The sequence below is a fragment of the Pseudomonas entomophila genome (genome assembly GCF_013523125.1).
In the GTDB taxonomy this organism is placed as follows: domain Bacteria; phylum Pseudomonadota; class Gammaproteobacteria; order Pseudomonadales; family Pseudomonadaceae; genus Aquipseudomonas; species Aquipseudomonas entomophila_B.
In genome coordinates this window covers 1-24,249 of sequence record NZ_JAAMQJ010000032.1, presented here as the reverse complement: position 1 = coordinate 24,249, position 24,249 = coordinate 1, and the positions used below count along the sequence as shown (strand labels likewise).

The 24,249-nt window shown below is 68.0% G+C and carries 15 protein-coding genes; 7 read left to right on the top strand and 8 right to left on the bottom strand.

All coding sequences use genetic code 11. The features are described 5' to 3' along the window. Positions 1–153 precede the first annotated feature (153 nt). The 5 genes from G7007_RS15840 to G7007_RS15820 form a co-directional block, all read right to left on the bottom strand. On the bottom strand, positions 154–969 hold the full coding sequence (locus G7007_RS15840) for an OmpA family protein (protein ID WP_181103142.1): 816 nt from the start codon (positions 967–969) through the stop codon (positions 154–156). Next, a complete protein-coding gene (locus tag G7007_RS15835) occupies positions 966–1,277 on the bottom strand; it encodes a DUF4398 domain-containing protein (protein ID WP_181103189.1) in 312 nt (103 codons plus the stop codon). The genes G7007_RS15840 and G7007_RS15835 overlap by 4 nt, the downstream gene beginning before the upstream one ends. 201 nt (positions 1,278–1,478) lie before the next feature. Then, complete coding sequence (locus tag G7007_RS15830) at positions 1,479–2,288, bottom strand: transporter substrate-binding domain-containing protein (protein WP_181103140.1); 810 nt, start codon at positions 2,286–2,288, stop codon at positions 1,479–1,481. A gap of 99 nt (positions 2,289–2,387) precedes the next feature. After that, positions 2,388–3,317, bottom strand: a complete 930-nt coding sequence (locus G7007_RS15825; protein WP_181103138.1) for an electron transfer flavoprotein subunit alpha/FixB family protein — start codon at positions 3,315–3,317, stop codon at positions 2,388–2,390. A 1-nt stretch (position 3,318) separates the two neighbouring features. Next, a complete protein-coding gene (locus G7007_RS15820; RefSeq protein ID WP_181103136.1) occupies positions 3,319–4,068 on the bottom strand; it encodes an electron transfer flavoprotein subunit beta/FixA family protein in 750 nt (249 codons plus the stop codon). Between the two features lie 534 nt (positions 4,069–4,602). Here G7007_RS15820 and G7007_RS15815 point away from each other — a divergent pair. Then, positions 4,603–6,267, top strand: a complete 1,665-nt coding sequence (locus G7007_RS15815; RefSeq protein WP_181103134.1) for an electron transfer flavoprotein-ubiquinone oxidoreductase — start codon at positions 4,603–4,605, stop codon at positions 6,265–6,267. Between the two features lie 78 nt (positions 6,268–6,345). Here the strand turns inward: G7007_RS15815 and G7007_RS15810 are convergent, their stop codons facing one another. Next, positions 6,346–7,662, bottom strand: coding sequence for an MFS transporter (locus G7007_RS15810; protein WP_181103132.1), 1,317 nt, complete (start codon positions 7,660–7,662; stop codon positions 6,346–6,348). A 321-nt stretch (positions 7,663–7,983) separates the two neighbouring features. Here G7007_RS15810 and G7007_RS15805 point away from each other — a divergent pair, with 321 nt between their 5' ends. The 6 genes from G7007_RS15805 to G7007_RS15780 all read left to right on the top strand — a co-directional run bounded on the left by G7007_RS15805 (position 7,984) and on the right by G7007_RS15780 (position 18,038). Further along, positions 7,984–9,153: an efflux RND transporter periplasmic adaptor subunit gene (locus tag G7007_RS15805; protein WP_181103130.1), complete on the top strand. Its 1,170-nt coding sequence runs from the start codon at positions 7,984–7,986 to the stop codon at positions 9,151–9,153. 1 nt (position 9,154) lies between these two features. Further along, positions 9,155–11,122 carry a MacB family efflux pump subunit gene (locus G7007_RS15800; RefSeq protein ID WP_181103128.1) on the top strand — a complete coding sequence of 656 codons (1,968 nt, stop codon included), beginning with the start codon at positions 9,155–9,157 and terminating at the stop codon, positions 11,120–11,122. A 3-nt stretch (positions 11,123–11,125) separates the two neighbouring features. Next, a complete protein-coding gene (locus G7007_RS15795) occupies positions 11,126–12,583 on the top strand; it encodes an efflux transporter outer membrane subunit (protein ID WP_181103126.1) in 1,458 nt (485 codons plus the stop codon). 13 nt (positions 12,584–12,596) lie between these two features. Further along, positions 12,597–13,457, top strand: a complete 861-nt coding sequence (locus tag G7007_RS15790; protein ID WP_181103125.1) for a formylglycine-generating enzyme family protein — start codon at positions 12,597–12,599, stop codon at positions 13,455–13,457. Positions 13,458–13,644: 187 nt separating this feature from the next. After that, complete coding sequence (locus tag G7007_RS15785) at positions 13,645–15,294, top strand: cyclic peptide export ABC transporter (protein WP_181103123.1); 1,650 nt, start codon at positions 13,645–13,647, stop codon at positions 15,292–15,294. 317 nt (positions 15,295–15,611) lie between these two features. Further along, complete coding sequence (locus tag G7007_RS15780) at positions 15,612–18,038, top strand: TonB-dependent siderophore receptor (protein ID WP_181103121.1); 2,427 nt, start codon at positions 15,612–15,614, stop codon at positions 18,036–18,038. Between the two features lie 514 nt (positions 18,039–18,552). Here G7007_RS15780 and G7007_RS15775 read toward each other — a convergent pair. After that, positions 18,553–19,506, bottom strand: a complete 954-nt coding sequence (locus G7007_RS15775) for an alpha/beta hydrolase (RefSeq protein ID WP_181103119.1) — start codon at positions 19,504–19,506, stop codon at positions 18,553–18,555. After that, a partial coding sequence (locus tag G7007_RS15770) for a non-ribosomal peptide synthetase (RefSeq protein WP_181103117.1) occupies positions 19,497–24,249 on the bottom strand: 4,753 nt, incomplete at its 5' end. The genes G7007_RS15770 and G7007_RS15775, both read right to left, overlap by 10 nt.

The window sequence follows — 24,249 nt, the reverse complement described above, 5'->3', positions numbered from 1 at the left end:
CTTCATTGTTCTTATGCAGCTCAAGCACGCAGAATACCGTAACAGTCGTGAAGTGTACTGATACAGATCGTCGATTCGTCGACCGTACAGCACGCGTCAGCCGATATCATGCAAGGCCCGGCGGCGCCCAGGGCCTTGCATGGCGCGCTGGCGTCAGCGCAGGGGTGCCAGTCGGCCCTTGTCGTCCGAGAACACCACTTCCACGCGGCGGTTCTTGGCCCTGCCCCGCTCGGATGCATTGGCTTCCACCGGGTACTGGTCGCCATAGCCCATGACCTGCACACGTTTTTCCTCGACCCCCAGGTCGATCAGCATGTCGGCCACCGACTGCGCGCGATCGCGCGACAGCTGCAGGTTGTCCTCGGTCGAGCCGGTGCTGTCGGTGTAGCCTTCGATGCGGATCACCCGCCGGGGATTGAGCTGGAGGAACTGCACCAGCTTGAGCACGGTGCGGCTGGCCGAGTTCTTCAGTTCGGCTCGACCCGTGTCGAACAACACGTCACCCAGGGTCAGGACCAGGCCGCGGTCGCTGTCCTCGGAGGCCAGGGCGGCGATTTCCGCCTCCAGCCACTTGCCCTGCTGCTGAACGCTGGCCAGCTTGGCCTCGCGCAGGGCCAGTTGCAGCCGCTGGCGCTTGAGGTCGAGCTTGACCAATTGTTCTTCGCTCAGGGCCAGGCGCGTGTGCTCGCGCGCGATCTCGCTGTAGCGCTGGCTGAGGTAGGCGTACTGGCGCACGTCGCTGCCGCTGCCGACGTAGGTGGCCAGGCGCTCGGCCCGGCCAAGGGACTCGCCGGCGCGGATCACATCGCGTGGTGCGCTGCGCAGCACGTCGGCATCGTCCTTGACCTGCTGGAAGGCGGCCGAGGCCTGGTCGAGCGCCGCTTCGCTACGCTGACTGGCACAGCCGTGCAGGCCACCGATCGAGACCAGCAGAACGGCCACTGCCCAAGGGTTCGATACGCGCGTCATGGCCGGGCCTCCACTTGCTTGCGCAAGCGCTGGATGCGCGCCTGCAGCGCCTGCACCTGCTCGTCGCGCTTTTGCGTCAGCACCTGGGCCTCGGCCAGGCGTGCGTCCAGCTCGGCCTGCTCGGCACGCATCCGCGCTTCGCGATTCTGACCGGCTGCCAGGTCCGCACGGGCACGGGCCAGTTTTTCCTCGGCCAGTGCGAGCGTTTCCTGCTGGTCGGTCGCGCCGACCGACTTGGCCTGCTCGAGCGCCTGCTCGGCCAAACGCATCTGCTCATGGGGCGCGGGGTCCGTGGCGCAACCGGTCATGACGCCAAGCGCCAAGGCCAGGCCCAGCGCACGCGTCGGGCCCCGTCTCACGGCCCTAGCCAAGGTCAACTCCAATCTGTTCAAAACGGCTTCAGCTCCTGACAGGTAAGCGGTAGGTGGCACGCGACCGCAGGTGCGGCGCGGCGCTGGCCGGGCATAGTAACCCGCTTTGCGCATCGGCGAACACGTGCGGCCTGCGCCTCACTCGCCCGCGCTGCGCCCTCCATCCGGCGTCTCCTGCTGCGCCTGCCAGCGTTGCAGATTGTGCTGCAGGGCGCGCTGCCGGGCCGGCGCGAACGCGTCGTCGAGCAGGCGCCGGGACAGCTCTGCGCGCAGCCAGGCATCGTTGCAGGCCGAGTCGTGCGAGATCGCCAGGTAGCGTTCGACACGCTGTGCCGGCACGCCACTGGCGATCACATCGGCGCTCAGCCCCAGTCGCTGCACGATCGCCATGCCGACGAAGCGTCTGGCGATGACATAGTCCAGCTGCCCTAGCGCCAGACGCTGGAACGCTTCCACCGGCGCCTGGGCGCGCGCCAGGTCGAGCCCCGCGTCGACGAGCTGCTGCGCCGCGTCCGGTAGAGTGCCCGTGTCGACCAGGCTGCCGTGCAAGGATCGTAGTTGATCGAGCGACGCATAGGCGATGGCGGCGTCGTGACGCGTCCAGACGTGATAGCTGTCGACATGCAGGGCCGGGTGCAGGTAGTCGAACGCGGCCAGGTGCGAGGCCTGCAAGGGCACGTCCAGCAACAGATCCAGGCGCCCGCTGCGCGCCTCTTCCACGGCCTGCTCGCGCGTCCCGGACGCGAGCACCTGGACGGTCACGCCGAGGTCGCGGGCGATCTGCGCCAGCAGGTCGACGTCGGCGCCGATCAGCCGCTCGGGATGATGCGGATCCTGCCAGACGTAGGGCGGATTGTCGGGGCTGCCCGTGGCCACCAGACGTTCGCAGCGCCCCGCCGCCCCTGCCGCGGTCGACAGCGACAGGCCCCACAGGGCAGTCGCGATCATGATTCGGCCCAACCCCGCCATGCCTGGTCTCCTTCGCACGCACAAAAAAGCCCGGCGTTCGTGAGAACGCCGGGCCTCTTTATAAGTGACGCGGACGAATCAGACCAGCTTTTCCAGCGCCGGTACCGCTTCGAACAGGTCGGCGACCAGGCCGTAGTCGGCGACCTGGAAGATCGGCGCCTCTTCGTCCTTGTTGATCGCGACGATCACCTTGGAGTCCTTCATGCCTGCCAGGTGCTGGATCGCGCCGGAAATGCCGACGGCGATGTACAGCTGCGGCGCGACGATCTTGCCGGTCTGGCCGACCTGCATGTCGTTGGGCACGAACCCGGCATCGACCGCTGCGCGCGATGCACCGACAGCGGCGCCGAGCTTGTCCGCCAGGCTGTACAGGTGGCTGAAGTTGTCGCCGTTGCCCATGCCACGGCCACCGGAGATCACCACCTTGGCGGCGGTCAGCTCGGGACGGTCGGACTTGGCCAGCTCTTCGCCGACGAAGGACGACAGACCGGCGTCATGGGCGGCACCAACGGCTTCGATGGCGGCCGAACCGCCCTCGGCGGCCACGGCATCGAAGCCGGTGGCGCGCACGGTGATGACCTTCACCGCAGCGCTGGACTGCACGGTGGCGATGGCGTTGCCGGCGTAGATCGGGCGCTTGAAGGTGTCGGCGGACTCGACCGAGATGATCTCGGAGATCTGGTCGACGTCCAGCAACGCGGCGACGCGCGGGAGGATGTTCTTGCCATTGGTGGTGGCAGGCGCGAGCACATGGCTGTAGCCGGCGGCCAGCTCCTTGATCAGCGGCGCGACGTTTTCCGGCAGGGCATGGCCGTAGGCGGCGTTGTCGGCGACCAGCACCTTGGTGACACCGGCGACCTTGGCAGCGGCTTCGGCGACGGCGCCGACGTTCTGGCCAGCGACCAGCACGTGTGCCTCGCCCCCGATCTTGGCGGCGGCAGCCACGGTATTGAGCGTGGACGGCGCGAGCACGCCGTTTTCGTGTTCAGCGATGATCAGGACTGTCATTTCAGATTACCTTCGCCTCGTTCTTCAGTTTGTCGACCAGCTCGTCCACCGACTTGACCATGATGCCGGCGCCACGGGCGGCCGGGGCTTCGACCTTGAGGGTCTGGGTGGTCGAGGCGATGGACACGCCGAGCGCATCCGGAGTGACGGTTTCCAGCGGCTTCTTCTTGGCCTTCATGATGTTCGGCAGCGACGCGTAGCGTGGCTCGTTCAGGCGCAGGTCGGTGGTGACGACGGCCGGCAGCTTCAGCGCGACGGTCTGCAGGCCACCGTCGATCTCGCGGGTGACGTTCAGCGTGTCGCCCGCCAGCTCGACCTTGGAGGCGAAGGTGCCCTGGGCGAAGCCGGTCAGCGCGGCGAGCATCTGGCCGGTCTGGTTGTTGTCACTGTCGATGGCCTGCTTGCCGAGGATGACCAGTTGCGGCTGTTCCTTGTCGACCACGGCCTTGAGCAGCTTGGCCACGGCCAGCGAGCCCAGCTCGTCGGCGGCCTCGACCAGGATGGCACGGTCGGCGCCCAGCGCCAGCGCGGTGCGCAGTTGCTCCTGGGCGGCGGTCGGGCCGACGCTGACGGCGATGATCTCGGTGGCGACGCCTTTTTCCTTGAGGCGTACGGCTTCTTCCACGGCGATCTCGCAGAAGGGGTTCATGGACATCTTGACGTTGGCGAGGTCGACGCCGGAGTGATCCGCCTTGACGCGAACCTTGACGTTGTAGTCGACCACTCGTTTGACAGCTACAAGAACCTTCATGGATTCCTCGTTACTCTCCGGTGAATAGATAGTCGCCTGGGACTGGCCCGGCGATGCGCGTGGGTCTGAACACCTCTGGAAATGTCTGGCGGCGGGTGGATCGACCCTGGACCGACCGGCGCGGTCCGCACCAGGGCAAAACCTGCGGGTCATTTCCTGTCGTGGCGTGTAGACTGCACGACGGCCCGGGCCCTGGCGGGAATCCCCTGCTCTGCACCAGGTCTTCCAACGTGCTCATTGGCCCAACGGTCAGCCTACGGCGAGCGTAAAACCGCTCGTATCTTGACCGCATCACCCCATCGGGTCAATACGGCAAATCGGCCAGCGTCCAGCCGTGCCCCGGCGATTTTACTGGCTTCGAGCACATTCAAACAAACGTTTGTATTGGACCCTTCTCCTGGTGTAGATATAATGCTCGCCACGACAAAGCGGTGCAGTGCGGCGTTGGAGAAAGCCACGGCCCAGGCGCCGTGCACCCAGAGTTGCGCCCACCCGACAAGCAACCGCTGATGAGCCTTGAGTAGGAGAGAACCTGTGGAACGCGAATACATGGAATTCGACGTGGTCATCGTCGGCGCAGGCCCTGCCGGCCTGTCGGCTGCCTGCCGCCTGAAGCAGCGAGCCGCCGAGACGGGCGCCGAGATCAGCGTCTGCGTGGTCGAGAAAGGCTCCGAAGTCGGTGCCCACATTCTCTCCGGCGCCGTGTTCGAATCCCGCGCCCTCGACGAGCTGTTCCCTGACTGGAAGGCCATGGGCGCGCCGCTGAACACCGAGGTCAAGCGCGACGACATCTATGTGCTCAAGGACGCGGCCGGTTCGGTCAAGGTGCCGGACCTGTTCGTGCCCCGCACCATGCACAACCAGGGCAACTACATCATTTCCCTGGGCAACCTGTGCCGCTGGCTGGCCCAGCAGGCCGAGAACCTCGGCGTGGAGGTCTACCCCGGCTTCGCCGCCCAGGAAGCGCTGATCGACGAGGCCGGCGTGGTGCGCGGCATCGTCACCGGCGACCTGGGCGTGGACCGTGAAGGCCAGCCCAAGGACGGCCTCTACACCCCCGGCATGGAACTGCGTGCCAAGTACACGCTGTTCGCCGAAGGCTGCCGTGGCCACATCGGCAAGCAGCTGATTCGCCGCTTCGACCTCGACAGCGAGGCCGACCCGCAGCACTACGGCATCGGCCTGAAGGAAATCTGGGAAGTCGACCCGGCCCGCCATGAGCAAGGCCTGGTGGTGCACACCGCCGGCTGGCCGCTGGACGTGGTCAATGCCGACAACACCGGCGGCTCGTTCCTCTACCACCTGGAGAACAACCAGGTGGTGGTCGGCCTGATCGTCGACCTGGCCTACAGCAACCCGTACCTATCGCCGTTCGACGAGTTCCAGCGCCTCAAGCATCACCCGGTGATCAGCCAGTACCTCGAGGGCGGCAAGCGCATCAGCTACGGCGCGCGGGCCATCTGCAAGGGCGGCCTGAACTCGTTGCCCAAGATGGTCTTCGACGGCGGCGCGCTGATCGGTTGCGACCTGGGCACGCTCAACTTCGCCAAGATCAAGGGCAGCCACACCGCCATGAAGTCCGGCATGCTCGCTGCCGACGCCGTGGTCGAGGCCTTGGCCGCCGGCCGCGAGGGCGGTGACCGGCTGGACGGCTACACCCAGGCCTTCAAGGCCAGCTGGGTCTACGAAGAACTGCACGCCAGCCGCAACTTCGGCCCGGCCATGCACCAGTTCGGTCCGCTGTTCGGGGCGGCGTTCAACTACATTGACCAGAACTGGTTCAAGGGCAAACTGCCCTTCACCCTGCGCAACAAGAAGCCGGACTACGCCTGCCTCAAGCTGGCCGCCGACTCGAAGAAGATCGACTATCCCAAGCCCGACGGCAAGCTCAGCTTCGACAAGCTGAGCTCGGTGTTCCTCTCCAGCACCAACCATGAAGAAGAGCAACCGTGCCACCTGAAACTGATCGACCCGAACGTGCCGATCGCCAGCAACCTGCCGCTGTACGACGAGCCGGCCCAGCGCTACTGCCCTGCCGGCGTCTATGAAGTGGTCAGCCAGGAGGACGGCAGCAAGCGCTTCCAGATCAACGCGCAGAACTGCGTGCACTGCAAGACCTGCGACATCAAGGACCCTGCGCAGAACATCGTCTGGGTGACCCCGGAAGGCGCAGGCGGCCCGAATTACCCCAACATGTGATCGGCGACGCCGTAGACGAAAAAGCCCAAGTCCTGCGACTTGGGCTTTTTCATGCGGGCATGGCTCAGCGCACCCGCCCTATTCCTCGGCGCACCAGACAGCATGCGGTGAGCGGGTCTCGAGCGGCGCGCGGCGCCCGAAGTACAGGCCCGTCGCCGCCCCCACCAGCCCCATGACCACACAGAACACCACGCAGACCCAGGGGCTCCACGGCATCAGGGCGATCAGGGCCAGGGGCGTGACGCTGGCCCACAACGCATACGCCAGGTTGTAAGTGAACGAAATCCCCGAGACCCGCACCGGCGCCGGGAACAGGCCGACCATGATCGACGGCACCACGCCGACCACGCCGCAGCACAACCCGGCCAGTGCATAGGCCGACCCCGTCCAGCCCCAGGCACCGACCAGGTTCGCGTACAGCATGCCGGTCCCCAGCGGCAGCAGCAGGCTGTAGCCGATCAGCGCGCGCCAGGCGCCGAAGCGATCGACGATCATGCCGGCCACGACGCAGCCGATGTTCAGGAACACGATGCCCACCGCGCTCAGGGCGAACGTCTGTCCGGCATCCAGGGCGAAGCGCTGCTGCATCACGGTCGGCGTGATCACCACCAGTACCACCACCGCCGAGGTCAGCACACAGGTCAGCAGCGCGGCGGGGATCAACGCCCGGCGGTGCGTAGACAGCACCTGACGCAGGGGGAACGCCACCGGTTGCTCACGCCGCGCGCGCAAGGCCAGGAACACCGGCGTCTCGCTGAGCCAGCGGCGCAGCCACACCCCGACCAGGCCGAACACGCCACCCAGCAGGAACGGGTAGCGCCAGGCGTGATCGAGGATTTCCTGCGGGCTGTAGACCTTGGCCAGGGCGGTCGCGGTCAGCGCGCCGAGCAGGTAGCCGAAGGTCAGCCCGGCCTGCAGGAAGCCCAGGGCGTAGCCGCGCCGGCCCGGTGGCGTGTGTTCGGCGACGAAGGCCCAGGCGCTCGGCACCTCGCCGCCGACCGCCGCGCCTTGCAGGATGCGCAGGGCCAGCAGGATCAACGGGGCGGCATAGCCGATGTCGGCGTAGGTCGGCATCACGCCGATCAGCAGGCACGGCAGGGCCATCATCAGGATGCTCAGGCCGAACACCCGCTTGCGACCCAGGTGGTCGGCGAAATGCGCCATCACCAGGCCGCCCAAAGGACGCGCCAGGTAACCGGTGACGAAGATGCCGAAGCTTTGCAGCAGGCGCAGCCACTCGGGCATCTGCGGCGGGAAGAACAACTGGCTCAGGGTCAGCGCGAAGAACACGAAGATGATGAAGTCGTAGATCTCCAGCGCACCCCCCAATGCCGCCAGGCCCAGGGTCCGGTGGTCGGCGCGACCGAGCTGGCGCGTGTGGTCGAAAGCAGCCATGACAGCTCCGCTCTGAAAAAAGGAGCAGAGCATAACAAACCGGTGCGCAGGACGTGGACGCTATCGCTGGCAAGCCAGCTCCCACAGAGGATTGCGTCGGTCTGGCAGATCAGCAGCGCGAGCCAAAATGTGGGGGCTTGCCCGCGATGAGGTCAGGGCCGACACCCCTGTCCGCCGGGCCCGCTGGCAAAGCGCAAGCCTTCCCTTCCCACAGCGCACACTGCGTTTTCCAGCCCACGCTAAATTAACCGACCGCCCCCTCGTCTAACTGGAAGTTTCTTGGGCCACCCCCAAGCCCCCTCCCTGTCGGCCGGAATCTGCATGAGTCGTCCCCCGCACACACGTCGGCTGTTGATCGGCACCCTTGGCCTGCTGGTCATCGGCGCACTGACCGCCTGGAAGCTCCTGCCCGACCCTAACGCGTCGCTCGCCACCGTCGCGGTCAGCCGCGGCGACATCGAGAGCAGCGTCACCGCACTCGGCACTCTGCAGCCGCGTCGCTACGTGGACGTCGGCGCACAGGCCAGCGGCCAGATCCGCACGCTGCACGTCGAGGTCGGCGACCGCGTCGAGCAGGGCCAGCTGCTGGTGGAGATCGATCCGTCCACCCAGCGCGCCCGCCTGGACGCTGCCCGCTATTCGATCGAGAACCTCAAGGCCCAGCTGGACGAGCAGCGCGCCCAGCAACGCCTGGCCAAGACCCAGTATCAGCGCCAGCAGCACCTGGCCAAGGGCGGCGCCACCCGGGACGAGGACGTGCAGACGGCCTTGGCCCAGCTCGAAACCACCCAGGCGCGCATCGCCATGTACCAGGCGCAGATCCGCCAGGCCCAGGCCAGCCTGCGCAGCGACGAGGCCGAACTGGGCTATACGCGCATCTATGCGCCGCTGTCCGGCACCGTGGTCGCCGTGGACGCGCGCGAAGGCCAGACCCTCAACGCTCAGCAGCAGACGCCGCTGATCCTGCGCATCGCGCGGCTGTCGCCGATGACGGTGTGGGCCGAAGTGTCGGAAGCCGACATCGGCAAGGTGCGCCCAGGCATGCCGGCCTATTTCACCACCCTGGCCGGCGGCAAACGCCGCTGGAGCACCACCGTGCGGCAGATCCTGCCGATTCCGCCCAAGCCGCTGGACCAGTCCAGCCAGGGCGGCGGCGCGCCCAATGCCTCGGGCGACAGCAGTGGCAAGGTGGTGCTGTACACCGTGCTGCTGGACGTCGACAACGCCGATGACGCGCTGATGGCCGAGATGACCGCGCAGGTGTTCTTCGTCGCCGGCCAGGCGGACGGCGTGCTGACCGCGCCGGTCGCCGCACTGGAAGAGGACGACACGGCCGAGGACCGGCGCATCGCCCAGGTGCTCACGGCCAAGGGCAAGGTCGAACGCCGCGCGGTGCGTATCGGCCTGAGCGACCGCCTGCGCGTGCAGGTGCTCGACGGCCTGGCCGACGGCGATCGCCTGGTGATCGGCGGCTCGAGCGATGGAGGCTGAGATGAGCGTTCCGCTGATCGAACTGCGTGACATCCGCAAGCGCTACGGCGGTGTCGACACGCCCACGGTCGAGGTGGTGCGTGGCATCAGCCTGCGCATCCATCCTGGCGAGTTCGTCGCCATCGTCGGCGCCTCGGGGTCGGGCAAATCGACGATGATGAACATCCTCGGCTGCCTGGATCGGCCCACCAGCGGCCAGTACCTGTTCGCCGGGCGCGATGTCGCCGAGCTGGACAGCGACGCGCTGGCCTGGCTGCGCCGCGAGGCCTTCGGCTTCGTGTTCCAGGGCTATCACCTGATCCCCTCCGGCTCGGCCCAGGAGAACGTCGAGATGCCGGCAATCTACGCCGGCACCGCACCGGCGCAGCGCCATGCCCGAGCCCGCGCCCTGCTCGAACGCCTGGGCCTGGGCACACGCACCGCCAATCGCCCGCACCAGCTCTCCGGCGGCCAGCAACAGCGCGTGTCGATCGCCCGGGCCCTGATGAACGGCGGCCACATCATCCTCGCCGACGAGCCCACCGGCGCCCTGGACAGCCACAGCGGCGCCGAGGTGATGGCCCTGCTCGACGAGCTGGCCGCCCAGGGCCATGTGGTGATCCTGATCACCCATGACCGTGACGTCGCGGCGCGCGCCCAGCGGGTGATCGAGATTCGCGACGGCCTGGTGGTCAGCGACTCGGCCAACGCCCATGCACCCGCGCGCCCCGCCGTCCAGAGCCTGGACGCCACGACACTGCGCCAGCGCCTGGACGAAGGCGCCACCGCCCGCGGCGCCTGGCGCGGCGAGCTGGTCGAGTCCTTGCAGGCGGCCTGGCGGGTCCTGTGGATCAACCGCTTCCGCACCGCCCTCACCCTGCTCGGCATCGTCATCGGCGTCGCCTCGGTGGTGGTGATGCTGGCCGTGGGCGAAGGCAGCAAACGCCAGGTGGTGGCGCAGATGGCGGCGTTCGGCTCGAACATCCTGTACCTGGGCGGCGATGCCGCCACGCCGCATTCCAAGGTCGGCATCGTGAGCCTGGACGATGTCGCGGCCATCGCCCAGCTTCCGGAAGTGCAGCGCATCATGCCGGTCAATGGCAAGGACCTGACCGTGCGCTACGGCAATGCCGCCGAGCAGTTCTACGTCGGCGGCAACAACACCGCGTTCACCCACATCTTCAACTGGCCGGTGGTCGAAGGCAGCTACTTCACCGAGGCCGACGAGCGCAACGCCTCGGCGGTGGCGGTGATCGGGCACAAGGTGCGCACCAAGCTGATGGCCGGCGTCGCCCACCCGATCGGCCAGTACATCCTGATCGGCAACGTGCCGTTCCAGGTGATCGGCGTACTCCAGGAGAAAGGCTCCAGCTCCGGCGACACCGACAGCGACGGGCGCATCGCGGTGCCCTACTCCGCCGCGTCCATCCGCCTGTTCGGCAGCCGCGACCCCGAGTACATCGCCATCGCAGCCGCCGACTCGGCCCGCGTGAAGGAAACCGAGCATGCCATCGACCGGCTGATGCTGCGCCTGCACCATGGCACGCGCGATTATTCGCTGACCAACGCGGCGGCCATGATCCAGGCCGAGGCGCGGACACAGAACACGCTCTCGCTGATGCTCGGCGCCATCGCGGCCATCTCGCTGCTGGTCGGCGGCATCGGGGTGATGAACATCATGCTCATGACCGTGCGCGAGCGGACCCGAGAGATCGGCATCCGCATGGCCACCGGGGCGCGGCAGCGCGACATCCTGCGCCAGTTCCTGACCGAGGCGGTGCTGCTGTCGATGGTCGGCGGCGTCACCGGGCTGGTGCTGGCCCTGGCGACCGGCGCGTTGCTGACGCTGTTCGACATCGCCGTCGCCTTTTCGGCCGGTGCCCTGTGCGGCGCCTTCGCCTGCGCGGTGGCCACCGGCGTCCTCTTCGGCTTCATGCCGGCGCGCAAGGCGGCCAGCCTTGACCCGGTCACCGCCCTGACCAGTGAATAACCCATGACCCTGCCCAGCCGCCTCGGCCCCTTGACCCTGAGCCTGTGCCTGACCGCCTGCGCCACCGCCCCGGCGCTGCAGACCGACGTCACCGTACCGCGCGCTTGGCAAGGCCAGGTCGAGACCCGCGCCGAACGCCCCGACGCGGCCTGGTGGCGCGCCTTCGGCAGCCCTGAACTGGAGCGGCTGGTCACGCGCGCCCTGGCCAACAGCCAGGACCTGGCGGCGGCCGTGGCGCGGGTGCGTCAGGCCCAGGCACGCGCCACCATCGCCGGGGCGCCCTTGCTGCCCGAGGTGCAACTGGGCGTGGACGCCAGCCGCCAGCGCCTGCTCCGGGGCGAGGGCTACGATCAGCTCGACGTGGACCGCTTCGAGCGCACCAGCACGGCCTTCGCCACACGCCTGAGCGCCCGTTACGAAGTGGATTTCTGGGGCGGCCTGCGCGCGGCCCAGACCCGTGCGGTGCGTGACCTGGAGGCCACCCGGTTCGACCGCCAGACCGTCGAGCTGACCCTGCTCGCCGCCGTGGCCGACGGCTACCTGCAGTGCCTGGCCCTGAACGAGCAGGCGCGCCTCGCCCAGCTCAACCTGGACAACGCCCGCGAGGTGCTGGCCTGGGTGCAGACGCGCCAGCAGGCCGGCTCGGCCACCGCGCTGGAGGTGGCGCAGCAGCACAGCCTGGTCGCTGCCCAGGCGCGCCAGTTGCCGCGGCTCGACCAGCGTCTGCACGAGGCGCGGATCGTCCTGGCCACGCTGCTGGGCGAGCCGGTCCAGGCCCTGCCGCCGTTCGACGAGACCCTCGCCACGCTGCACTGGCCACGCATCGATGCCGGTCTGCCCAGCGACCTGCTCACCCGCCGTCCGGACATCGCCGCCGCCGAGGCGCGCCTGGCCGCGGCCAGCGCCAACGTTCAGGTCGCCCGGGCAGCCCTGCTGCCGCAGCTGGTGCTGGGCGCCGAGCTGGGCAGCGGCGCACGCACGTTCGCCGACGTGATGGACAGCCCCTACTACACGCTGACCGCAGGCCTGCTCGCCCCAGTCTTCGACCGTGGTCGCCTGCGCGCCGGGCACACCCTGGCCAAGGCCGAACAGGAAGAACTGCTGCACGCCTACGGCGTCAGCCTGCTCGCCGGTTTCGCCGATGTCGAGCAAGCGCTCAACGCCATCGATGGGGTCGAGCGCCAGCGTCGGTGGCAGGACGAGCAGGCACGTCAGGCGCAGATCGCCTCCGACCTGGCCCAGCAGCGCTATGCCGCGGGTGCCGAGACCCTGCTCACCGTGCTCGACACCCAGCGCACGCTCTACCAGGCCCAGGACGAACAGGTGCAGCTGCGCCTGGCCCGCCTGCAAGGGGCCGCCTCGCTGTACAAGGCCCTGGGCGGCGGCTGGTCGGTCGCTTCATCGCCCAGGCCCCACGCTCGACCCGCGGCGGTCGATGCCGCTGCGCACCCGCTCCCTTGAACGAGGCTTCGCCATGACCCCGCCGCTCCAGACCTTCACCCTCGCCGCCCTGCTCGCCGCCTGCAGCCTGCCGCTCCAGGCCGCCGAGCCTGCCCAACGACCTGGCACGGTGTTTCGCGACTGCGACACGCTCTGCCCGGAGATGGTGGTGCTGCCCGCTGGCACCTTCACCATGGGCACGCCGGACAACGAGATGGGCCGCCAGGAAGACGAAAGCCCGCAACACCCGGTGACCTTCGCCCAGCCCTTCGCCATCAGCCGCTTCCAGATCACGGCCGGTGAGTGGGCGGCGTACCAGAAAGAAGCGGGCGTGATCATCGCCGATGGCGACGATCGTCCAGGCCGGCGCTGCACCAACAGCCAGCCCAGCTACGCCCAGGGTCCGCGCCAGCCGGCCGTGTGCATGAGCCATGGCGATGTCGAGGCCTACGTCGCCTGGCTGTCGAAGAAGACCGGTCAGCCCTACCGCATGGTCAGCGAGGCCCAGCGCGAATACGCCGCCCGTGGCGGGAGCGAAGGGGCCTTCCCGTTCCAGCCCGACGCCCACTACGAGATCAGCCGGAACGCCAACGTCTACGGCCCCAAGGACGGCTTCAGCTACACCTCGCCGGTCGGCAGCTTCCCGCCCAACGCCTACGGTGTGTACGACATGCACGGCAACGTCTACGAGTGGGTCGCCGACTGCTATCACGACCATTACCGTGGCGCGCCCAGTGACGGCAGCGCCTGGAAGGACGGCGCGTGCAAGCTGGTCAGCATTCGCGGCAACGACTGGGGCGAGGCGCCGATCTTCTCGCGCTCGGGCAACCGCAACAACGCCTATGCCACCGACCGTGGCGACTGGATCGGCTTTCGCGTCATGCGCCCGCTCTGACCCGGCGCCGACGGTAAATTAGGCCGCCCCTGGCTCGTTCCTTCCGGTGTACGCGCCGCAGGACAAGGGGCCCTTCCTGCGCGTGCCCCTTCACTGCCCCAGGAACCGTCACCATGAGCCAGACCCTCGTGTCCACGCCGCGCCCTGCCCGCGTCGTTCATCCACGTCCGACCCCGGACCTCGCACGATGAGCGCCTCTACTCCAGGCGCCCTGCGTGAGCTGATGGGCCTGCTCAAGCCCTTCAGGCTGATCGTCGGCGTGTCCATCGTCCTGGGGATGCTCGGCGGCCTGAGCGTCACCGTCCTGCTGGCCACCATCAACACGGCCCTGCACGCCGACAGTGAGCTGAGCCGTGGGCTGGTGCTGGGCTTCGTCGGCCTCTGCGTGCTGGCGCTGGTCAGCACCATCCTGTCGGACATCGGCACCAACTACGTCGGTCAGCACATCATCGCCCGGCTGCGCAAGACGCTGGGCGAGAAGGTGCTGGCCGCGCCCATCGAGCAGATCGAGCGCTACCGCAGCCACCGGTTGATCCCGGTGCTGACCCACGACGTGGACACCATCAGCGATTTCGCCTTCGCCTTCGCGCCGCTGGCCATCTCGCTCACCGTCACCCTGGGCTGCCTGGGCTACCTGGCCCTGCTGTCATGGCCGATGTTCCTGCTGATGCTGGTGGCCATCGCCGTCGGCGTCACCGCCCAGTCCGTGGCGCAGTCGGTCGGCGTGCAGGGCTTCATGGCCGCGCGCGACGCCGAGGACGAGCTGCAGCGCCAGTACCACGCGGTGGCCGGCGGCGCCAAGGAGCTGCGCATCCACCGCCCGCGGCGCCACCGGATGTTCACCCAGGGCATCCAGGCGACCGCCGACTTCATCTGCAGGACACAGATCCGTGCGATCAACACCTTCGTCATCGCCAAGACCTTCGGCTCCATGCTGTTCTTCGTGGTCATCGGCATCGCGTTGTGGATGCACGGCACTGGGCCGGGCCAGGACACGGCGGTGATCAGCGGCTTCGTGCTGGTGCTGCTGTACATGAAAGGCCCGCTCGAGCACCTGATCGGCACCCTGCCCATCGTCAGCCGCGCCGGCATCGCCTTCCAGCGTATCGCCGAGCTGTCGCGCCAGTTCTCCTCGCCCGAGCCGCACCTGCTGCTGACCGATGCCCCGGCGGCACAGGCGTCGATCCGCACGCTGGAACTGAAGGACGTGAGCTACGCCTTCCCACCGGTGGGCGATGCGCCACCCTTCCGCCTGGGCCCGGTCAACCTGCGCATCGAGCAGGGCGAGATCGTCTTCATCGTCGGCGAGAACGGCTGCGGCAAGACCACCCTGATCAAGCTGTTGCTGGGCCTGTACGCCCCCCAGCAAGGCCAGGTGGTGCTCGATGGGAAGGTGGTGGAGGCCGCCGACCGCGACCGCTATCGCCAGCTGTTCACCACCGTCTTCGCCGACTACTACCTGTTCGACGAGGTCATCCAGGGCGACCAGGTCATCCCCGACGAGGCCAATCAGTATCTGGAGCGGTTGGAGATCGCGCACAAGGTCAGCATCCAGGACGGTAAGTTCACCACCACCGACCTGTCCACCGGCCAGCGCAAGCGCCTGGCGCTGGTCAACGCCTGGCTGGAGCAGCGGCCCGTGCTGGTGTTCGACGAGTGGGCGGCGGACCAGGACCCGACCTTCCGCCGCATCTTCTATACCGAGCTGCTGCCGGACCTCAAACGGATGGGCAAGACCCTCATCGTGATCTCCCATGACGACCGCTATTTCGACATCGCCGATCAATGCGTGCGCATGGAGGCCGGTCGCGTCGTCAGCGACTACGCCACGGTCTGACACAGGCAAGCGCAGCCCTCCTGTGGGAGCGGGCTTGCCCACGATGGCGTCCGGTCCATCACCGCCTGCATCGCGGGCAAGCCCGCTCCCACACAGGGGGTGAACCGCTCTGCCAGATCAGTAATGGGGCCCACACCCTGTTAGGTAAAGACGTTGAAAGGCCTGCCCTCCCTGCCTTGCAACCGGTGATCGGCGCCGCAGCGGTTTTTTCGGCGCAGGGCTAAAGATTGCCGCGCGCATTTCGTTGGTGAGGGGTCAAGACAGTCCGATCGGTCCCTAAAAGAATAACTGCCCGCTTCATTCAGGAGCCTTGCCCCATGCGCCATCCGACGCTTCGCCCCACCCCGCTGACCCATGCCGTGCGCGCCTCGCTCGCGCGCCGATCCGTACTGCCTGGCGCCCTGCTGGCACTGACGCTGCTGGGGAGCAGCGCCGTGCACGCCGATCAGGTGTCGGTCGACATCGCCGCGCAGCCCTTGGCCAGCGCCTTGCAGCAGCTGGGCCAGCAGACCGACATGCAGATCCTGTACAGCCCGGAGCTGGTCCAGGGGCTCAACGTCCGCGCCGTCTCCGGTTCGGTGTCGACCCAGGAGGCACTGCAGCGCCTGCTGAGCGGCAGTGGCCTGTCGTACCGCGTGGAAGGCAACACCGTGCTGCTGATGGCGCCGCCGTCGGCCGACAGTGGCGCGCTGGAACTGGGCATGACCTCGATCTCAGGGATGGCGCCGGGCTCGGTGACCGAAGGCAGTGGCTCGTACACCACCTACATGTCCAGTAGCTCGACGCGGCTGAACCTGACCCAGAAGGAAACCCCGCAGTCGGTCACCGTGGTCACCCGCCAGCGCCTGGACGACCAGAAGCTGACCAACCTCACCGAGGTGCTCGAGGCCACCCCCGGCATCACCGTCCTGCGCACCGGCATCGGCGCCGAGAACGACACGTACTGGTCGCGGGGCTTCCAGATCAACAACTTCGAGATCGACGGGGTGCCGACCTCGCCGCGCCTGGACAACACCACCCAGAACACCGCCATGTACGACCGCGTCGAAGTCGTGCGCGGCGCCACCGGCCTGATCAGCGGCACCGGCACTCCGTCGGCCACCATCAACCTGATCCGCAAGCGCCCGACCGCGACCTTCCAGGGCAGCGTGACCGCCGAAGCGGGCAACTGGGACCGCTACGGCACCGGTTTCGACGTGTCCGGTCCGCTGACCGACAGTGGCAACGTCCGTGGTCGCCTGGTGGTGGACTACAAGACTCAGCATTCCTACGTCGATCGCCTCAAGCAGGAGACCCAGCTGGTCTACGGCATCACCGAGTTCGACCTGAGCGAGGCGACCATGCTCACGGCCGGCTTCAGCTACATCAATGCCCAGGCCGACGACCCGCTGCGCACGGGCTTCCAGGTCCGCTTCGCCGACGGCAGCAAGACGGACTTCGGCCGCTCGAAGAACAGCGCCCCGACCTGGTCGTACAACGACCGCAAGACCACCAACGTCTTCGCCTCCCTGGAGCATCAGTTCGGCAGCGGCTGGAGCGGCAAGGTCGAAGTCAGCCACAGCGTCATGGAGTTCGACGAGCTGATCAACTACATGAACGGGGAAATCAGCGCGGTGGACGGCTCGGGGGCTTACCTGTACCCCAACCGCTGGTCGGGCAGCCCCCGCCAGAACAACCTCGACGCCTACGTGACCGGCCCCTTCAGCCTGTTCGGCCGCGAGCATGAGCTGATCGCAGGCGTGACCCTGTCGCGCTACACCGAGAACACGCCGAGCCACGGCGGCTGGTTCGGCTCCTGGACCGGCTACGACGGCACCGTCGACAACATCTTCGCCTGGGACGGTCAGGGCGCGCGTCCCGACACGACGCCGGTCGGCAAGACTTATATCCAAGAAAACCAGTACGCCGCCTACCTCACCGGGCGCTTCCACCTCACCGATGACCTGTCCGTCATCCTCGGCAGTCGGGTGACCGACTGGAAACGCACCAACGACTACCAGGACTGGGTCGACTCGGCCAACAGCAACAAGAGCGTGGAGGACCGTCACGGCGTGTTCCTGCCCTACGCCGGGGTGGTCTACGACCTGGACGACACCTGGTCGGTGTATGGCAGTTACACCAAGATCTTCAACCCCCAGCCCTATGGCGTGCGTGACGCCAACTACAAGCCGCTCGATCCCCAGGAAGGCACTGGCTACGAGCTGGGCGTAAAGGGCAGCTTCAACGACGACAGGCTCAACGCCAGCCTGGCGCTGTTCCGCATCGAGCAGGACAACCTGGCGGTCTACGTGCGCTCGCCGGACATCTACCGTGCCGAGCAGGGCACCACCACCAAGGGCGTGGAGCTGGAGCTCAACGGCGAGCTGGCCGAAGGCTGGCAGGCGTTCGCCGGCTACGCCTACAGCGTCAGCACCGACTCGGACGACAACCGCATCGTCACCAACACCCCGCGCCACAGCGCGAAGACCTTCACCACCTACCGGATACCCGGCTTCCTGGACGACAAGCTGACCGTCGGCGGCGGCGTGAACTGGCAGAGCAAGACCGGCCAGGACCTGCGCACCTACACCCAGGGCAGCTACGCCCTGACCAACCTGATGGCCCGCTACGACATCACCGACCACCTCAGCGCGTCGGTGAACGTCAACAACGTGTTCGACCGCAAGTACTTCTCCTACGTCGATGCCTGGGGCGTGTATGGCGCCCCGCGCAACCTCATGACCACCGTGAAGTACACGTTCTGATCTGACCGCACGTGTCGTGACACGCCCGCGCCCTCGTACGAGGGCGCGGGTGTTTGCGTTCAGGGGTCGGGCCAGGTGAAGAATGCATCCGCCCAAACACCCCCTGTGTGGGAGCGGGCTTGCCCACGATAGCGTCGACAGCCTCGCTGCATCGCCGACAGACAGAGCGCCGGCCTATCCACCTTGCAGTGGCTGCACAGGCCCTATCGCTGGCAAGCCAGCTCCCACCCAGCCCGCATGAAGCCTGCCGGCATGCATCCGCTCGCCCCCCCCCTGTGGGAGCGGGCTTGCCCGCGATGGCGTCGGCAGCCTTGCTGCATCGCTAACAGACAGAGCGCCGGCCTATTCACCTTGCAGGGGCTGAACAGGCCCAGTCTCTGGCAAGCCAGCTCCCACCCAGCCCGCATGAAGCCTGCCGGCATGCATCCGCTCGCCCCCCCCTGTGGGGCTTGCCCGCGATGGCGGCGGCAGCCTCGCTGCACATGTGCAGGCTTTGTAGGCCCTGCGTCGGCGCTCAGCGCAGCGCCTCTCGCAGCACCTGGGACAAGGTCGCGTAGACCCCGTCGATTTCGGCCGTCACCCACCGCATGCGCAGAAAATCGTGCACCAGCCCGTCGAAGGTCTCGCAGCGCACCTCGACCCCCGCTCCGGCCAACCGCGCAGCGTATGCCTGGCCTTCATCCAGCAACGGATCGAAGCCCGCCAGCGCCAGGTAGGCTGGCGCCACGCCGTCGAGCCGCTCGGCGAGCAACGGTGAGAAGCGCCAGTCCGCGCGGTCCTCGGCCTGCCGGGCATAGTGGTCGTAGAACCACTCCAGTGTCTGGCTCTCGAGCAGGTAGCCCTCGCTGAACAAGGTGCGCGACTCGGCAGCGCTCGAGGCGTCGGTCACCGGGTAGCACAGCAGTTGCAGCCGCGGCTGGATCGGGCCGTTGCCGCGCGCGGCGTCGATCGCCAGGACGGTCGCCAAGGTAGCGCCGACGCTGTCCCCGCCGAATGCCACGCGCTCCAGGTCCAGGCCCCAGTCCTGCGCGTTGGCCGCCAGCCAGGCCAGCGCATCGGCGCCGTCGTGCAGTGTCGTCGGGAAGCGATGCTCCGGGGCGCGGCGGTAGTCGACGGTCAGCACGGCGCAGGGGGTGCGGGCGCAGAACTCGCGACAGACCCCGTCATGGGAGGCGATGCTGCCGACCACGAATCCGCCCCCATGCAGGTAGACCAGCACCGGCAGCGACCGGTCGGCCTGTCCAGGCGGCAGGTAAAGGCGCAAGGCCAAGATCGCGCCGTCCCGTGCCAGGCACGTCACGTCCTCGCTGTGCACCTGCGGCCAGGGCCATTGCATGCGCTGCGAGGCCTGCTCGAACGCCTCTCGCGCAGCCGCTGGCGTCAGACGATGCAGGGCCTGGGCGCGGGCCTGCTCAGGAGTGCTGTCGATCACGTCGAGAAAGTCGGCGATCTCGGGGTTCAAAGGCATGATTCGGCTCCTAGGCCAAACTCGACCCCACATGGGGTTTCGGAAGAAACGGCGAGACGCTCGGCCTGCACCTGCACGCAGTGTTCGGTCAGGCACGTCAACTGTGCCTGGAACGCCGCCATGAGCGCGTCGATGGTGCCTCGGCGGAAACGCCGGTGGCTGTAGATGCAGCGGAACGACAGCTGGCCGCCGAACACCTGGCCGACCACCTCCAGCGTGTTGGCCAGGCGTGCCTGCGACGAGAAGCTGTCGCCGACGCTTTCCGGCGCCGGCAGGAACAGCGCGTCCTCGGCCTCGAAGCTCTGGTCCAGCTGCCCCAGGTAGTTGAAGGTCACCGGCGCCTGTGGCAGCGCCGCCAGGCGTGCCTGGGTGGCGGGGTCGGCCATGTGCCGCAGCACGCCGTAGCCGATGCCTTTGTCCGGCACCTCGCTCAATTGCTGACGAATGCGCTGGATCGACGCGCCCGGATCGGCCAGGGGCGTCAGGCGCACCGGGTACATACTGGTGAACCAGCCCAGGGTGCGGCTCAGGTGCAGGGTATCGAACAGGTCTTCACGGCCATGGCCTTCGAGCAGCACCACGGCCGAGTCCGTGTCGCCCCACTGGCACAAGGCCTGGCTCAGGGCGGTCAGCAACAGGTCGTTGATCTGCGTCTGGTAGGCAGCCGGTGCCTGCTTGAGCAGTCGCTCGGTCAGCTCGGCCGTCAGGCTGAAGGCAACTTCCTCACGGTGGCACATCAGGTTGGCGCCACGCGGGTTGTCGCAGCGCAGTGCCGTGCCCGGGCGATCGAGCTGGCCCCCCCAGTAGTCCAGTTCGCGCTCGCGCACGGCCGACGCATGGGCGGCCAGGCTCGCGGCCCATTCGCCGAAGCTGCTGGTGCGCTGTGACAAGACCGGTTCGCGCCCTTCCCGGTAGGCCTGGTACGCCACCGGCAAGTCCTGCAGCAGCACCCGCCAGGACACCCCATCGACCACCAGGTGATGGATCACCAGCAACAGGCGCTCCTGGCCATCGCCCAGGGTCGCCAGCAACCCGCGGATCAGCGGCCCCTGGGTCAGGTCGAGGCTGCGTTGCAGGTCGTTGGCCAGGTCTTCCAGCGCGCCCTCGTCGGCCACCTCGCCGACCCACAGCAAGGGGTCCTGCTCCAGGTGGTCCAGGCAGGTCGACAGCGCCTGATAACGCTGCACCCATTGGCCCTCCTCCTGGCTGAAGCGCAGCCGCAGCGCATCGTGCTGGCCGAGCATGCAGGTCAGGGTCCGGGTCAGCGCCTGGGCGTCGAGGGGCTCACGGGCGCGCAGGATCAAGGCCTGGTTGAAGTGCTCTGGCGTGTGCGTCTGGGTCTCGAGGAACCAGGCCTGGATCGGAATCAGCGGGAAGGCGCCGTCCAGGACCACGGCACGCGGCGCGGCGCTGACCTGCGAGACCGCCTGCTGGTCGAACAGGGTGGCGATGGTCTGGCAACGCATCAGGTCGCGCAGCTTCAGTTCCCGCGCGAGGTGCGGATGGTTGCGCACGTGCGAGACCACCTGCAGGCTCAGGATCGAGTCGCCGCCCAGCTCGAAGAAGTTGTCGGTGATGCCCACCCGCTCGCGCTGCAGCACGTCGGCCCAGATCTCGGCCATCCACTGCTCCTCGTCCGTGCGCGGCGGCACGTGGCGGGCCAGGTCGAAGGTCGGCTCGGGCAAGGCCTTGCGGTCGAGCTTGCCGTTGGCCGACACCGGCAGCTGCGCCAGGCAGATCACCTGCGTCGGCACCATGTAGGCGGGCAAGGTCTCGGCCAGACGGGCCTTGAGCTGCTCGCCGCTGACCGCCTGCGCAGCCACATAGCCGATCAGCTGCTTGCCGGACACGCCGTCCCGGGCGACCACCAGCGCTTCGCCGACCTCCGGCTGCTGGCGCAGGCAGGCCTCGATCTCGCCCAGCTCGATACGGAAACCACGGACCTTCACCTGGTGGTCCAGGCGCCCGACGTAGTCCAGCACGCCACTGTCGCGCAGCCGCACCAGGTCACCTGAGCGATACAGCCGCGCCCCCGGCGCCCCGAACGGATCGGGCACGAACCGTTCGGCGGTCAGGCCGGGGCGCTGGTGATAGCCGCGCGCCAGGCCCTGCCCCCCGATGAACAGCTGCCCGGCAAACCCGGCAGGCAGCGGGTTGAGGTCGTCGTCCAGCACGTGCAGCGAGCGCTGGCCCACGACCCGGCCGATGGGTGCGTAGGCCGCTCCACAGGGTTCTTCGGGCGCGGCTTTCCAGAGCATGGGCGTGACCACGGTTTCGGTCGGGCCATAGCCATTGACGATGTGCTGCGGGCGCAGCGCCTGGCGCACCTGGGCCAGGGTCTGCTCGGACACGGCATCGCCGCCCAGGCAGTAGATGCGCACCGCCGGGGCCTGAACGCCACTGCGCTGCACGTACTCGGCCACCTGCTTGAGGTAGGCCGGCGGGAAGCAGGCGACGTCGATGCGTGACCGCTCCAGGGCCTCGCAGGTCTGCTGCGGCGTCCACAGCTCGTCGTCGCGCACCACCAGGGTGCCGCCCATCGACAGCGTGGTCAGCCAGCGCTCATGGGCCCCGTCGAAGGCGAACGACATGAAGTGCAGCTCGCGGGTGCCGACCGTCATCTGGTACAGCTCGGCGATGGCTTGGCAGTGCATGCTCAAGGGGCCATGACTCACCGCGACGCCCTTGGGCACACCGGTCGAACCCGAGGTGTAGATCAGGTAGGCCAGGCTGTCGTCATGCAGCGCCGGCGTCACGGCGATCTGAACGTCCTCCGGGTAGGCACCAGCGGCCGGGTCGAGCAGGTCGAGCCCGTCCGGCAGTGCCAGGCGCTGTCCCAGGTCGGCGCGACCGATCAGCTGGCGCATGCCGGAGTCCTGGATCATGAAGGCCAGGCGTTCGGCCGGGTAGTCCAGGTCCAGCGGCACGTAGGCCGCGCCGCTCTTGAACACCGCCAGCAAGGCCACCACCAGGTCCACCGAACGCGCCAGCGCCACGCCCACCGTCACCTCGGCGCCGACGCCACGGGCCTGCAGGCGGTGCGCCAGCCGGTTGGCGCGCACCTCCAGTTCACCGTAGCTCAGCGTCTGCCCAGCGCATTCGACGGCGATGGCCTGCGGGCGCTGCACCGCGTGCCGGGCGATCAGCGCCGGCACGTGCAGGGGCTGATGGCGGGCGGGCGCCGGGGCGCTCCACCGGGCCAACGCCTGGCGTTGTGGCGCGCTCAGACGCTGCAGGTTGCCCAGCCGTGCGCCCGGGCTGTCGAGCATCGCTTGCAGCACGGTTTCCATCAGTTCGCGGATGCCTTCCACCGCCGCCGTGCTGAAGTGGCTGCGCAGGAACAGGTATTCGATCGCCAGGGTCTGGCCGAGGGTCACCGCCAGGTCCATGGGCATGTTCGTGACATCGTGGCTGTTCGACGCGCCGAAGCGCAGACCGCCCTGGGCCTGTTCCAGGCGTTGGTCGATCGGGTAGTTCTCGAACACGATGATGCTGTCGAACAACGCCTGTCCGCCCTGCCCCGACCACCGCTGGATATCGGCCAGCGGCGCGTGGGCATGCTCGCGCAGGTCCAGATTGTCGCTCTGCAATTGCTGCAGCCACTGATCCAGAGGCTGGGTCGGCTCGACGGTCTGGATGACCGGCAGGGTGTTGATGAACAGACCCAGCATCTGCTGAGCCTGGGGCAGGCTTTCGGGACGACCGGCCACGGTGGCGCCGAACGCCACGCAGCGCTGGCCCGTGTAACGCTGCAACACGAGCAGCCAAGCCCCCTGGATCAAGGTGTTGGCCGTGATGCCGTGCTGCCGACAGTATTGTTGCAGGGCCGCCGTGCGCGTGGCGTCCCAGCGGGTATACAGCGCCTGGTGCCCTGGCAGGTCACCGGTCTGCCGGGGGTGCACCGCCTGGCTCAGCAGGGTCGGCGCGTCGAGCGGTTGCAGGCGCGTCTGCCAGTAGGCCTGCAACCGCTGCGGATCCTGCGCCTGGAGCCAGCCGATGAAGTCGCGGTAACGGCCGCTGTCGCCGCTGATGCGACCGTGGGCATACTGCTCCAGCACCTCGCCGAACAGCTGCGAACTGCTCCAGCCATCCATGAGGATGTGGTGGCTGGTCCAGATCAGGTGATGGGCCTGGCCGGCCGTGCGCACCAGGGTGAGCCGCTGCAGGGGTAGCTGGTCGAGGGCGAAGCCTTGCTCACGGATCTCTTTGGTCAAGGCGTCCAGGTCGTCAGCAGCCACCGTACGGTCGCGCCAGTCGAGCACATGCATGGCCACCTCGACATGGCGATGAACCACTTGCAGCGGCGCGCCCTGCCGGCCTTCCCAGTGGAACGACGTGCGCAGGATCTCGTGACGGTCGATCACCTGCTGCCAGGCGGCGCGGAAACGCGCTTCGTCCAGCCCTTCGACGGGCAGGCTGAGCTGATTGACGTAGAGCGCATCACCCTCGTCGGACAGGGTATGGAACAGCATGCCCTGCTGCATCGGCGACAGTGGGTACAGATCCTCCACCTGCGCCGGGTCGAGCGGCAGCGCATCCAGTTGCGCCTGGCTCAGGCCGGCCAGCGGGACGTCCGAGGGCGTCAGCCCGCACGGCCTGTCGCAGTGGGCGATCAACGCCGTCAGCTCGGCCTCGTAGGCCCGCGCCAGGCGCTCGATGGTCGCCGGGGCGAACATCTGCGCGCTGAAGCTGAACGCCAGGCTCAGCTCGCCGCCGTAGACCTGGCCGTTGAGCATCAGCCAG